The organism is Pseudomonas sp. PB103 (assembly GCF_009764635.1).
Taxonomy (GTDB): Bacteria; Pseudomonadota; Gammaproteobacteria; order Pseudomonadales; family Pseudomonadaceae; genus Aquipseudomonas.
The window spans coordinates 1-13,221 of the sequence record NZ_RWIL01000141.1; the positions used below are offsets into that span (position 1 = coordinate 1).

Here is a 13,221-nt window from a genome sequence, read left to right on the forward strand (position 1 = left end):
TGACGTTGTTTTTTAAGATCAAAAGATCGCAGCCTTCGGCAGCTCCTACAGTGAGTTTCAGCAGTTCCAGCAGTTCCAGCAGTTTCGCCAGTTTCCGGGGCTGCGAAAGCGCCGTAGGTCGCCGTCCGTCCGGGCAAATTTCACGTCGATTGAATTTTTCGCAGGCGCACACCCTCTGCTGCTGTAGAGGCGTGTGAAACAGCGCCCTGCCAAAACCGACCGAGAACATTGCCATGACTGTCCTGACACGCCTGCACACCGCGCCGGCCCAGCCGCAAGCGATCAATCCTGCCGGGAACCTTCGGCAAATATATGAGGCTCTGCTGCGCGAGGATGATCCTCAGGCCCTCGCGCAAGCGTTCTTGCGGGAACAACTGCAAGACGCTGCGCAACTGACCGACTCGCTGCCCGCAGACCCCACGACGTGGCACGCGTGGGTCGCCGACCATTGCACCGACGTCGGGCGCCAATACGCCGACTACCTGCAACGTCGCAAGGCTGGCGGGCCGCGCCAGTTTTTCGCCTGCAAGGCGCAAGCGCTGTACTTTCTGCAAGCGGTGGCGCCGACCAAACTGGTTGACGGCGCCTGGCTCGCCGGCCTGCTTCCGCAATGGCAGGATCCACGTTTCAGCGATTTGCTGACCACCTATCTTGAAGAACTCGGCGACGGCAACCCCGCGCAAAACCATGTGGTGATCTACCGCAAACTCCTTGCCGAACATGACTTGCAAGACAGCAGCGCAACGGCTGATGAACACTATCTGCAAGGCGCTTTGCAACTGGCCCTCGGCATCGCCGGTGTCGATTACTTGCCTGAGGTGATCGGCTACAACCTTGGCTACGAACAACTGCCGTTGCACCTGTTGATCAGCAGTTACGAACTCAGTGAGCTGGGGATCGATCCGTACTACTTCACCCTGCACGTGACCATCGACAATGCCAGCACCGGCCATGCGCAAAAAGCCGTGCAGGCGGTTCTCGACCTGATGCCGCTGGAGGCCGATCGCGCGGAGTTTCTGCGCCGGGTATCGCTGGGGTATCGGCTCAATGATCTGGGGCAGGGCAGTCGCGCGATCATCGAAGGTTTCGACCTGGAGCAAGCGTTGCTGGCGATGCTTGAGCGCAAACGTCCGTTCGGCCAGCACATGCATTCCGATTACTGCCGCTTCGAAGGGCAGACCGTCAATCAATGGCTGTCAGCACCTGAGCAATTGCCCGGGTTCCTTGAGGCCTTGCAGAACAAAGGCTGGATCAAACGCCATGAAGACCCGCAGGCAAGTCGCTTCTGGCAACTGATCGCGGGCGACGGCGCGGCGATGTTCGGCGTGTTCAATGCTTATGAAAAGCAACTCGTGCACGACTGGATTGCCGGTGACTGGACGTCGTCGGAAAAACCGCGATCGCCGCGGCGGCACAGTCAGATGGCGGCAGCCATCGAGGTCCCTGAACAGGATCCGGATGTGCAACAACTCATGGCGGCGCTGCAAGGTCAGGACGCCCTCACGCAAATCGCGACACTCTTGCCCTGGCTCGCGCCAGCGCGACATGCACACCCGGCCGGGTTGCTCGCCACTCGGCGCTTTATCGAACTCAAATCCTGCCTGCCTTAAGGAAGCCGCCAATGACTCAGGAAGAACAACTCGACAGCAACGCCTTGGCGTTGCTGCAACTCGGTCGGCGTCTGCAGGCCGACGGTTATCGATTCATCACCCCGACGCCGCTGACGCACCAACGCGTCAATCAGCGCGACGAAGGTCAGGCGGCCGATTGCCTGCGCGATGTGTTCGGCTGGTCGCGTCCGTTCCAACCGGGATTGTTGTCTGCCGATGAGCAACGGCAACTGCAAGACGCGCAGATCATCGATACGTACGACGGCCATTTGAAAAGCCGGGTGCGTTGGTCGAGTCTCGACGATTTGCTTTTCGTGCATTCATCGTTTCCCACTGACGCGGCGGATGCAGTGTTTTTCGGTCCCGACACCTATCGTTTCGCCCAAGTGATTCACGCTCATCTGCAGCAGAATTTTGCGCCGATCCGTCGCGCCGTGGACATTGGTTGTGGTGCCGGCGTCGGCGCCATCGTGATCGGTCGTGCTCGCCGAGAAGCGCAAGTGCTGGCGCTGGACATCAACCCTGCTGCGCTGCGCCTGACCACGATCAACGCCGCGCTGGCCGAAGTGGCCAACGTCGAGGCACGCGCCAGTGATCTGCTGCAAGGTGTCGATGGCGAGTTCGATCTGATCGTCGCCAACCCACCGTACATGGCCGATCCGGCGGGGCGCGCGTATCGCCATGGCGGCGGCACGCTGGGGGCCGGGTTGTCGTTGCGGATTGTCGAGCAGGCACTGAATCGGCTGGCACCCGGTGGCTCGCTGTTGCTCTACACCGGTGTGGCGATGGTCGACGGTCGGGATCCGTTTCTCGACACGGTATTGCCACGCCTGGACGAAAAGCGCTTCGGCTGGACGTATCGTGAACTCGACCCCGATGTCTTCGGCGAGGAATTGCTCAACCCCGGCTATCAACGGGTTGACCGGATCGCCGTGGTGGCGCTGACCGTGACCCGATTGGGTTGACACAAGGCAGGTGTGTGATGAACAGGAACCTCGACGACTACAACCGCATGCGCGATTTTTCGGCGACGTCGGAACCGGCCGCGACCAAGCGCCGGGGTGGTAAAACCGGCACGGATCACGCCCTGCAGTTCTGCATCCAGAAGCACGACGCTTCGCACCTGCATTACGACTTTCGCCTGGAACTCGATGGCGCTTTGAAGAGCTGGGCGGTGCCGAAGGGGCCGTCGCTCGACCCCAAGGTCAAGCGTCTGGCGGTGCATGTCGAGGATCATCCGCTGGATTACGCGACGTTCGAGGGCAGCATTCCAGAAGGGCATTACGGTGCCGGCGACGTGATCGTCTGGGATCGCGGCGTGTGGATTCCGCTGGAGGACCCGCAAAAGGCCTACGCCAAGGGCAAACTCAAGTTCGAACTGCAAGGCGAAAAACTCGGCGGCATCTGGAATCTGGTGCGCACGCACATGCCGGGGAAAAAGGAGCAGTGGTTTCTGATCAAGCATCAGGACAACGCCGCGCGCCCGCAGGACGATTACGACGTGCTGGTCGCCGAGCCCGACAGTGTGCTCAGCGAACGCACAATCGTCGGCAAACCCAAACTCGCTGCCGAGCAAAGCAAACCGGTCAAGAAACCCGCCGCCAAAGCGCGTAAAAAAGCCACCGGCACGCTGACCGGGGCGCACAAAGCCAAACTGCCCGCGCAGCTCAAGCCCGAGCTGGCGACGCTGGTCGACAGTGCGCCGGAAGGCCAGTGGAGCTACGAAATCAAATTCGACGGCTACCGGATCATGGCGCGGATCGATCATGACCAGGTGCAACTGTTCACCCGCAACGGCCACGACTGGACGCACAAATTGCCGCAACAGGCCGAAGCCCTGGCTGCGCTGGGGCTGGAATCGGCCTGGCTGGACGGCGAAATGGTCGTCGCCAACGAACACGGCGTGCCGGATTTTCAGGCACTGCAAAATGCCTTCGAAGTCGGGCGCAGCGCTAACATCCTCTACTACTTGTTTGATTTGCCGTACCTCAACGGCGTGGATTTGCGCGAAGTGCCGGTCGAGGAGCGGCGCGCTGCGCTGTCGACCATCCTCGGCGCCCAGAAAAATCCACTGTTGCGCTATTCCGAAGCGTTTGACGAAACCCCGGACGCCTTGCTCAACAGCGCCTGCCAGATGCAGATGGAAGGGCTGATCGGCAAGCGTCTCGGCTCGCCCTACGTGTCCCGACGCAGCGGCGACTGGATCAAGCTCAAATGCAAACATCGGCAGGAATTCGTCGTGGTTGGCTACACCGAACCGAAAGGCTCGCGCAGTGCCTTCGGCGCATTGTTGCTCGGCCTGCATGATCGCGACAGCGGCGAATTGCGCTACGCCGGCAAGGTCGGCGCCGGGTTCAACGAAGCGACGCTGAAAAGCATTCTTGCGCAACTGAAACCGCTGCAGACAAAGAGCGCGGCCGTGGTCAATCCTCCCACGGGATTCGAAGCCAAAGGCGTGCACTGGCTGAAACCGAAACTCTTGGCCGAAGTGGCTTTTGCCGAAATGACCAAGGACGGCTCGGTGCGCCATGCTGTGTTTCATGGTCTGCGCAATGACAAACCGGCCAAGGACATCAACGAGGAGCGAGCGAAGCCCGTGAAGACTTCCGAGAGCAAAACCGCTGCGAAGAAACCGGCGAAAAAAGCGCCTGCGGAAAAAGCTGACACGGCGCCATCGCAACTCGGTCTGGCCAGCGGCAAAGTGCGCATCACCCACCCGGATCGGGTGATCGACGCTGTCAGCGGCACCACCAAGATGCAACTGGCCGAGTATTACGCCAGCGTTGCGCAGTGGATCCTGCCGCAGCTCAAGGATCGCCCGGTCGCCCTGGTGCGTGCGCCGGATGGCATTGCCGGCGAGCTGTTCTTTCAGAAGAACGCCGAGCGTCTGGCGATCCCCGGCATCACCACGCTGGACAAAGATCTCACCGGGCAACCGGTGATGCTCATCAACAATGCCGAAGCGCTCATCGGCGCGGTGCAGATGAGCACAGTCGAACTGCACACCTGGAACGCGACCACCACTGACCTGGACAAGCCTGACCGCTTCGTCCTCGACCTTGACCCGGATCCGGCGTTGCCCTGGAAAAGCATGGTCGAAGCGACGGCCCTGACCTTGACGGTGCTCGATGAACTGGGGCTCAAGGCCTTTCTGAAAACCAGCGGCGGCAAGGGCATTCACCTGGTGGTGCCGCTGACGCGCAAGCTGGGCTGGGATGAGGTGAAAGACTTCAGCCACGCGATTGTCAGTCACATGGCCAAGCTGTTGCCGGACCGCTTTTCGGCGGTGTCGGGGCCGAAGAATCGCGTCGGAAGGATCTTCATCGATTACCTGCGCAACGGCCTCGGCGCCACGACCATTTGCGCCTACGCGGCGCGCACTCGCGAAGGTCTGCCAGTGTCGGTGCCGTTGTTTCGCGAAGAGGTTGCCGAGATCAAGGGCGGAAATCAGTGGAACATCCACAACGTCCACGAACGCTTGGCCGAAGTGGGCGACGAACCGTGGGCGGATCTGAAGAAAATCCGCCAGAGCATCACCGCCGAGATGCGCAAACGGGTCGGCATGAAGAAGTGATCAGGTGTCGCGCAACAGGTCGTTGGCGTTGAGCAGTTCGAAGGCGATTTCGGGGTTGTTATTCAGGCCACGACGAATCGCGGTGGGGATGGCCTTGCGCGTCTTGCGGCAGAGCCCCGGTAACTCGTCGATCTCTATTTCGATACCGAGCATGGTGCGCACTTCGTGAAAGCCGGGCGCGACCTCGACGCGGATACCCAACTGCTCGAACATGCGCTTTTGCAGATGCTTCAGATCATCGAGATTCTTCAGTTTTTCCAAGCGCGCGAGCAAGACTTTTTCTTCCTCGCGGGTCAGACGCAGGATGCGCAGATCCGCGCCGGGTTGCTCCAGCAACGGATCGCGCCCGCAGATGCAGGCGCCGGGCGGGCAGGGTGAACGCAAGGGCACGGAAGTCGTCATGGCCTCCATCATAGAGGCCGTCGGACAGTTTTGCCTATGCGCCTTCAGCGGCCATCCATCGGCTGCCTGATCCGTGAGCGCTACTGATTCAAACCTTCGTAATGCACCAGAATCGCATTGGCGAGGTCTTCATCGCTGGCGTTCAGGCCAGGGTTGTCCTGGCGAACCTGTTGCAGCACGGATTCAAGATAAACCCCACGAATGGCCCCGCCACTGGCGACAAATGCAGACAAGTCGTCACGGGCCGGAATCACCATTTTGTGATCCTTGAAGGTCGAGTACAGCGACGCGGAGACACCGGCCGAGGTAGCGACATCTCCGGCATCGACTTTGGCCAGAGCGGAGCCAACGGGCAGGCATAGGAGTAAAGAAGAAACGAGCACTAACTTGCGCATGACGGTGTTCCTCCACAAGCGCGAAGCAAAAAGGGAAGGACTACATAATGTGAGAGGGGCTTGGTGGGCGGGAGTTCCGTTGAAGGTGTCAGTGTTTCACACCGGTTGCCGCCTGGGATCAGTCAATTTTTATGGTGCCCTGAATATCGATTCGGAACTGATAGAGTCTGGAAAATCGTTTTTTCAGCTGGTTATCGATTTCAACGAATGGGCTTTTCCGGTTACAGGCATAGGCTTTTTTAGGGCTGAAATTCTCTAGAAACTGCTCGCCATGCGTCGCTGCCAGGAAGTGGATGGTCGATTCCAACTGATCGCAGGCATGACTCTTCCAGCCCCCGCGCCTCCAATCTTTTAACTCAACCAGATAGAGGGCTTTTTCAGTTGTGAGCATGCAATCACAGCGACCTCGTCCTGCTTCTTCGCCGTCTTTGATCACGCATTTATCAATGGCCGTGAAGGTGACCTTCTCCTGGTTCGGGTTTTTGACGACCGCGCTCCATTTTCTACCGCCGGCTACGTCGACGTAGGCTTGAGTGTGTTGATCATCACAGAGTCCGAATTCGACCTCCATGAAGGGACCGGACTGGCAACCCGTATCAAGAAAATTCACGCCTCCAAAGCCTCCTCGATATCAAGGAGACGATCAAACAAATCATTACCCTCACGTAGTGATTCATTCAGGTAATTATTATCGGAAGGAATTTCTTCAATTACCGGCAGTTTTTCGATACGCCCCGTCTTTTCATCCGCCTGGTATATCGCAAGATCTTTTGCGCTGACCAATGCACGCAGCGGGACAACCGCGTCAAGTTTTTCGAGCCAGGTTTTGTCACGTTTTTTCTTGAGGATTTTGTCTTGTAAAATTTTACCTTGTACGGCAATGGTCAAGTAATTAACAACGTAAGGGCTGTGCGTGGTGAGGACCAACCGATTGTGTTTGCCTTGATTGTTGAACTGTAAAAGATTTTGCAAAACGCTCCATTGCGATCGGGGAAAAAGGTTCTGCTCTGGCTCTTCAACGATGTTGATGAAAGCGGTTTTATTAAAACGTGATGAGAGGGTTGAGATGAGTGCCCGCCGCTGCTCTACAGTGAGAGGTTCGGCAAGAATTTTCGCTGCTTCTTTGCGGAAGCGCTCAAGCTCTCCGGCGCTCATCGACTCCTGACGATCCTCGATGCGTTCCTGGACACTATTCGCCAGAAATTGACTGACCAAGTGAAGGGGAACAGCAGACTGGAAGCCACTGGAAGCGTCCGCCAGCTTCAATCTGTAGTCAGACTCCCGGATGTTCAAGGTGTCATTCAGTTTGTCGTATTCAAGCTCTGCGTTGTTGATAGGCAGCGGAAGGGGATCCTTGATGCTGGCCTTGGCGTTATCAAACTCGGTAAGAAACTCCTTCAAAGACTCAGAAGACAGCTTCAATTCCCGAGGGTGCTTTACATAGGAAATGAAGTTTCGTTCAGCAGGCACATACATGATCTGTGGTAGCTGATATCCATCAGTTTTCGCTTTAGTAATGTGCAATTGCCCATTTGCGTAACTGATAGAGAAGGCCTCTCCTTCGTAGTCTATTTCCGTTAAAGCAGTTTGACCTGCAGAAATGTAATTCTCGAGACGGTGATAGGTTAAAAAAGGTTTGGTCAAACGATTCTTTCGCTCGAACCATTTTTGATCGTAATCTCCTCGCACCAATGCCTTCTCGATCCATGAGAAGGTTGAGTAGAGTTTGGCAAGCGTACTTTTACCGGAGCCCTGATTGCCCACGAACACGGTCACGCGTTTGAACTCTATCCAGCCATCATTCTTCATCCCTTCGCGGATAGGTCCAAAATGCTTGACGCGTAGTCGGGTCATCGAATACTCCCAGAGAGATGTGCCTTTACGTAATGCGCAGCAGCATATCAGGGCGAGGGAGATAGTGAAGAGCAAAGAACTGGAGAGTTGACCTGGGCAGCGATGCCGCCCAGATTTTTCTGGTGAAAGGGTGCGGAGTATTCAGATCACCCCGCAGGCCATGCGATCACCGCCACCGCCCAGCGGCTTGGGCATGTCGGCGTGGTTGTCGCCACCGGCGTGGATCATCAGCGCGTGCCCTTTGATCTCGGAAATCTTTTTCAGGCGTGGCGCCAGTACGGGATAGTTGGCGCTGCCGTCAGCTGTCACGTAAACCGCCGGCAAGTCGCCGAGATGGCCATCGGCGTAAGGGCCGAGGTGTTTGCCGGTTTTTTGCGGGTCGAAGTGGCCGCCGGCAGCCAGTGCTGCGCCTTTGACACCGTCTTTCATACCCGCCTCGCAACTGCCGTTTTCATGCACATGAAAGCCATGGATGCCGGCCGGCAGCGATTTCAGATCAGGGGTGAACAACAGGCCGTACGGCGTCTCACTGACAGTGACCGAGCCGATCGCCTGCGGCGCACCGTCGGCGCTGACCAGATTGATGGCGACTTTTTCTGTCGCTGCCTGCGCGGTGCCGATGGCGAAAGTGCCGAGCAGGCCTAACCACAGAGCGCGTTTCATAAGCGTTTCCTTGTGCATGAGGGTTTTTCAACGACGGACTCAATAGCCGGCCGGCATTAACCGGCGATGAAGGCCTCGGCCGCCTGCGTGCAAAGTGTGACTTGTCACGCAATCGGAAAGTTTTGTGGCATTCAGCCCTCACGCGGACACCTGCTGACACGCACTGGCCCGGCAGACCTGCGCAGATAGGCTTAACTGAAGGTCTGACAAGCGTTTACGGGCGTGACCAAGGAGGAAAACCCGGTGTCGATCAAACTGCGTTTAGTGTTGCTGATTGTTACTAGCCTGCTGACGGCGTTGCTGGTCAGTCTGGTCAGCTATGTCGGCAATCAGCGGATGGCCACGGCAGTCAGCGATAACGCGGTCAGCATGAGCGCGCTGCGCAACCACATGGAAGCCGACATGATGCACGACGCCCTGCGCGCCGATGTCTACTCGGCAATGCTGGTCGGGCTGGGCAAAAGCACCAGCACGGCAGTCGAAGCGCGAGACTCGATCGACGAGCATGCGGGGCATTTCCGTGAAGTGCTGGAGGAGAATCTCAAGCTGCCGATCAACCCGACGTTGCGCACGGCGTTGGAGCAGATCAAGCCGAGCCTCGACACCTACATCAATGCCGGTGAACAGATTGTCGGTCTGGCGCTGGACAATCCGCAGGCTGCGCAAGAGCAACTTGGCACGTTCAACAGCGCCTTCAGCCAGCTCGAAACACAGATGGCCGCGTTGAGCGAGTTGATTGAAAGCAATACCCGGCAAACCAGCGAAGCCACTGAAGCTGCCATCCGCAACGCCAACATCGCCCTCGCCGTCGTGTTGCTCGCCGGTTTGCTGCTGTTGCTGGTGGAAGGGCGCTGGGTAATCCGCAGCATCACGGGGCCGTTGCAAACCGCCAGCCGCATCGCCGAGAGCATCGCCCACGGTAATCTGAGCGAGCCGATCAACGAGCCAACCGGCAAGGACGAAGCCAGCGCCCTGATTCGCACGCTGGCAACCATGCAGCGGGATTTGCGCAACATGATCGACGTGGTGCGCAGCAATGCCCATGGCGTCAGCGGCATGAGCGAGCAGCTCAGTCACGGTTGCCATCAGGTCGCCGACAGCAGCCAGCAGCAAAGCGTCGCCGCCAGCACCATGGCCGCCGCGGCCAGCCAGATGACCGCGAGTATCGAGGAAATCACCCGCCACGCCGAACGTGCCTTGAGCATGGCCAACCAGGCGGAAAACCTCGCCAAGGAGGGCGGCGGGGTGATTCATCAAGTGGTCAGTGACATGGATGACATCGCCCGTTCGGCGCAACAGTCGGCACAGGTGATCCGCACGCTGGATCAGGAATCCGAAGGCATCTTCAACATCATTCAGGTGATCAAGAGCATTGCCGACCAGACTAACCTGCTGGCGCTCAATGCCGCGATCGAAGCCGCTCGCGCGGGAGAACAGGGTCGGGGCTTTGCCGTGGTGGCCGACGAAGTGCGCAGTCTGGCAGCGCGCACCAGTGCTTCTACCCAGGAAATCGCCGCGATGGTCGCGCGTATTCAAAGCAGCACGCGCGAGGCAGTCAGCAGTATGGAAGCGGGGGTGGCGCAGGTCGACAAAGGCATGGCGGTGACGGCAGATGTCGAGCGGGCGATCCGTGAAATCCTCGACGCCACGTTGAGCACGACGCAACTGGTCAACGACATCACCCGCACGATCGGCGAGCAGAGTCAGGCCAGTAACGAGATTGCCCACCAGGTGGAAATGATTGCCGGGATGTCCGAGGGCAACAGCCGGGTGATCGGGCAAACGGCGACTACTACCGATGAGCTGTCGAGCCTGGCAGGGCAGCTGGCGCAGTCGGTGGATCGGTTTCGGTTGTGACAGCAGGGCGGTTCTATGGTGTCGGGCCTGACGCCATCGCGGGCAAGCCCGCTCCCACGGGTTCTGCGGTGTAAATACAAACCTGGTAACACCATCAAACTTTGTGGGAGCGGGCTTGCCCGCGATGAGGCCAGACCAGTCACCCTGACGCTATTGATAAAACACACGGTCATGTTCAGCTGCTATCGGCCGATAAGCCCCTGAGCGGAAAAAGACTCTCAAGTCGGGAACAGACGCGCGGGTTTGCCCTGACGTGATATTCTGCGCGCCAACTTGGTTTGACCTAATTCAGTTTGCTTGCCTTCGGGCGGGCTGACGGAATCCCTGTCGCTCAAGTAGCTGAAGCCAATAATGATAAAAAGTCAGTTCAGAAGGGACATTAACTGAGGTCGATGCAGCACGTCGGCCTTGTGTGCCCACCCGTCAAAATTGAAGTGTGCCGGAATCTGCGACGCTAGCCTGAGCGTCATCAAAGCGGATCGCATACAGATAACAGCGGCGGGCGGAAGGCGTTTTATCATAGGTGCAACAGATGTTTAAAAAAGTGAACACAGCCCTGCTGGGTCTGGCTTTGGCGATGGGGATGACATCCGCCAATGCTGACGAAGCAAAGAAAGTCGACGTTCTGCTGATCGGCGGCGGCATCATGAGCACCACCCTGGGTGTGTGGATCAATGAGCTGGAGCCAAGCTGGTCGATGGAAATGGTCGAGCGCCTTGATGGCGTCGCCCTGGAAAGCTCCAACGGCTGGAACAACGCCGGTACCGGTCACTCGGCTCTGGCTGAGCTGAACTACACCCCGGAAGACGACAAAGGCAACGTGACGATCCCGAAAGCCGTCGAGATCAACGAAGCGTTCCAGGTGTCCCGTCAGTTCTGGGCCTGGCAGGTTCAGCAAGGCGTTCTGAAGAACCCTCGCTCGTTCATCAACACCACGCCGCACATGAGCTTCGTGTGGGGTGATGACAACATCAAGTTCCTGAAAAAGCGCTACGAAGCCCTGCAAGCGAGCCCGCTGTTCGCCGGCATGCAGTACTCCGAAGACCCGGCTGTGATCAAGAAGTGGGTTCCGCTGATGATGGAAGGGCGTGACCCGAACCAGAAAATCGCGGCCACCTGGAGCCCGCTGGGTACCGACATGAACTTCGGCGAAATCACCCGCCAGTTCGCTGCCCACCTGCAAACCAAGCCTAACTTCGATCTGAAACTGTCGAGCGAAGTCGAGGACATCACCAAGAATGCCGATGGCACTTGGCGTGTCAGCTACAAAAACCTGAAAGACGGCACTAAAACCGAAACCGACGCCAAGTTCGTGTTCATCGGCGCTGGCGGCGGTGCACTGCACCTGCTGCAGAAGTCGGGCATTCCTGAAGCCAAGGAATACGCTGGCTTCCCGGTAGGCGGCTCGTTCCTGGTGACCGATAACCCGACCATCGCTGAACAGCACCTGGCCAAGGCCTACGGTAAAGCCTCGGTTGGCGCACCGCCGATGTCCGTTCCGCACCTGGACACCCGTGTTCTGGACGGCAAGCGCGTGATCCTGTTTGGCCCATTCGCGACCTTCAGCACCAAGTTCCTCAAGGAAGGTTCGTACCTGGACCTGCTGACCAGCACCACCACCCACAACATCTGGCCTATGACCAAGGTCGGCATCAAGGAATACCCGCTGGTCGAGTACCTGGCTGGCCAACTGATGCTGTCGGATGAAGACCGCATGAACGCGCTGAAGGAATACTTCCCGAACGCCAAAGCCGAAGACTGGCGCCTGTGGCAAGCCGGCCAACGCGTGCAAATCATCAAGCGTGATGAAGCCGCTGGCGGCGTGCTGAAACTGGGCACCGAAATCGTTGCTGCACAAGACGGCTCCATCGCCGGCCTGCTGGGCGCATCGCCAGGCGCGTCGACCGCTGCTCCGATCATGCTGAGCGTGCTGCAGAAAGTCTTCAAAGACAAAGTGGCTAGCCCAGAGTGGCAAACCAAGCTGCACCAGATCGTGCCAAGCTACGGCACTCAGCTGAACAGCGATCCAGCCAAAGTGGCTGCAGAGTGGGCTTACACCGCCAAGATCCTCGAACTGCCGACGCCTCCAGTCATCGGTCAGGTAGCTGCTCCGGCCGCACCTGCTGCTGAAAAAGCTGAAGCACCGAAGGAAAACGCTGCACGTGACATGGCTCTGTAACTAGACCCCTGACACACAAAACCCACTGAACCGGCGACGGTCAGTGGGTTTTTTTATGCACTGTCCCCCTGTAGGAGCTGCCGAAGGCTGCGATCTTTTGATCTTGAAAACAAAATCAAAAGATCGCAGCCTTCGGCAGCTCCTACAGGTCCATTCAGGGTTTGGCGGAGGCGAGGTACGCGCCGAGTCGACGGCCCATCTCTTCGCCCAGCGCCTGCAGTCCGCTCAGTGGCCGCACCATCACTTCAAACTCGACAATCTTGCCGTGCTCATCAAAACGAATCATGTCGATGCCTTTGAGTTCCTTCGCTCCCACCTTGGCGCTGAATTCCAGAACCACGTTCAAACCATCCGCTGTCGCCAGTTCACGGTGGTAGTGGAAGTCCTCAAACACCTCGAACACCGTATTGAGGATCATCGACACCACCGGTGCGCCGGGATAGGGCGTGTGTGCCATTGGCGAGCGAAACACGGCTTGCGCATCGAGCAGCTCGGGCAGGGCGCTCAAGTTGCCGGTGCGGATCATCTCGTGCCAGCGGTTCAGGGACTCTGCAACGTTGGCTTGCAGCTTCAGCTCAGTCATGTGCACTCCGGTTATTTTTGTTGTTGTTCAGACGATGGCGATGACTCTAGATCAACACGCCAACAAGGCAACCATGTTGCTATCCCCTGAATATCCCCCCATGC

At 58.2% G+C, this 13,221-nt stretch carries 12 protein-coding genes and 1 pseudogene; 6 read left to right on the plus strand and 7 right to left on the minus strand.

Features of this window, described 5'->3' with window-relative positions; all coding sequences use genetic code 11:
* A partial coding sequence (locus EJA70_RS25550) for a hypothetical protein (RefSeq protein WP_158834432.1) occupies nt 1-235 on the minus strand: 235 nt, incomplete at its 3' end.
* On the opposite strand from EJA70_RS25550, the gene EJA70_RS25555 reads away from it, so the two are divergent.
* From EJA70_RS25555 to ligD, 3 genes are read left to right on the plus strand one after another with little or no spacing between them, the layout of a single operon-like run.
* A complete protein-coding gene (locus EJA70_RS25555; protein ID WP_158834434.1) occupies nt 234-1,610 on the plus strand; it encodes an iron-containing redox enzyme family protein in 1,377 nt (458 codons plus the stop codon). The genes EJA70_RS25550 and EJA70_RS25555 overlap by 2 nt on opposite strands.
* 11 nt (nt 1,611-1,621) lie before the next feature.
* Entirely contained in the window at nt 1,622-2,575 is a 954-nt protein-coding gene (locus EJA70_RS25560; protein WP_158834436.1) for a class I SAM-dependent methyltransferase, read from the plus strand.
* A gap of 17 nt (nt 2,576-2,592) precedes the next feature.
* Nucleotides 2,593-5,184 (plus strand): DNA ligase D, encoded by a 2,592-nt coding sequence (gene ligD, locus EJA70_RS25565; protein ID WP_158834438.1) that lies wholly within the window; start codon nt 2,593-2,595, stop codon nt 5,182-5,184.
* Here the strand turns inward: ligD and EJA70_RS25570 are convergent, their stop codons facing one another.
* The 5 genes from EJA70_RS25570 to sodC all read right to left on the minus strand — a co-directional run bounded on the left by EJA70_RS25570 (nt 5,185) and on the right by sodC (nt 8,498).
* Nucleotides 5,185-5,586, minus strand: coding sequence for a hypothetical protein (locus EJA70_RS25570; RefSeq protein ID WP_177323315.1), 402 nt, complete (start codon nt 5,584-5,586; stop codon nt 5,185-5,187).
* Between the two features lie 80 nt (nt 5,587-5,666).
* On the minus strand, nt 5,667-5,981 hold the full coding sequence (locus EJA70_RS25575; RefSeq protein ID WP_008082402.1) for a DUF2388 domain-containing protein: 315 nt from the start codon (nt 5,979-5,981) through the stop codon (nt 5,667-5,669).
* A gap of 118 nt (nt 5,982-6,099) precedes the next feature.
* Nucleotides 6,100-6,591 (minus strand): hypothetical protein, encoded by a 492-nt coding sequence (locus EJA70_RS25580; protein ID WP_158834440.1) that lies wholly within the window; start codon nt 6,589-6,591, stop codon nt 6,100-6,102.
* The gene (locus EJA70_RS25585; protein ID WP_158834442.1) at nt 6,588-7,835 is read right to left on the minus strand and encodes an AAA family ATPase; all 1,248 of its coding nucleotides are present in this window, start codon (nt 7,833-7,835) and stop codon (nt 6,588-6,590) included. Before EJA70_RS25585 ends, EJA70_RS25580 begins: the two co-directional genes overlap by 4 nt.
* Nucleotides 7,836-7,976: 141 nt before the next feature.
* On the minus strand, nt 7,977-8,498 hold the full coding sequence (sodC, locus tag EJA70_RS25590; RefSeq protein WP_008082401.1) for a superoxide dismutase family protein: 522 nt from the start codon (nt 8,496-8,498) through the stop codon (nt 7,977-7,979).
* 243 nt (nt 8,499-8,741) lie between these two features.
* Between sodC and EJA70_RS31445 the strand changes: the two are divergent.
* The 3 genes and pseudogenes from EJA70_RS31445 to mqo all read left to right on the plus strand — a co-directional run.
* Nucleotides 8,742-9,497, plus strand: a pseudogene (locus EJA70_RS31445) (MCP four helix bundle domain-containing protein); the annotation flags it as partial.
* A gap of 132 nt (nt 9,498-9,629) precedes the next feature.
* The gene (locus tag EJA70_RS31450) at nt 9,630-10,355 is read left to right on the plus strand and encodes a methyl-accepting chemotaxis protein (protein ID WP_371924621.1); all 726 of its coding nucleotides are present in this window, start codon (nt 9,630-9,632) and stop codon (nt 10,353-10,355) included.
* A 532-nt stretch (nt 10,356-10,887) separates the two neighbouring features.
* A complete protein-coding gene (gene mqo, locus EJA70_RS25600) occupies nt 10,888-12,534 on the plus strand; it encodes a malate dehydrogenase (quinone) (protein ID WP_008082399.1) in 1,647 nt (548 codons plus the stop codon).
* Between the two features lie 154 nt (nt 12,535-12,688).
* Here mqo and EJA70_RS25605 read toward each other — a convergent pair whose 3' ends face one another.
* Nucleotides 12,689-13,117, minus strand: a complete 429-nt coding sequence (locus EJA70_RS25605; RefSeq protein WP_158834446.1) for a nuclear transport factor 2 family protein — start codon at nt 13,115-13,117, stop codon at nt 12,689-12,691.
* Between the last annotated feature and the right edge of the window lie 104 nt (nt 13,118-13,221).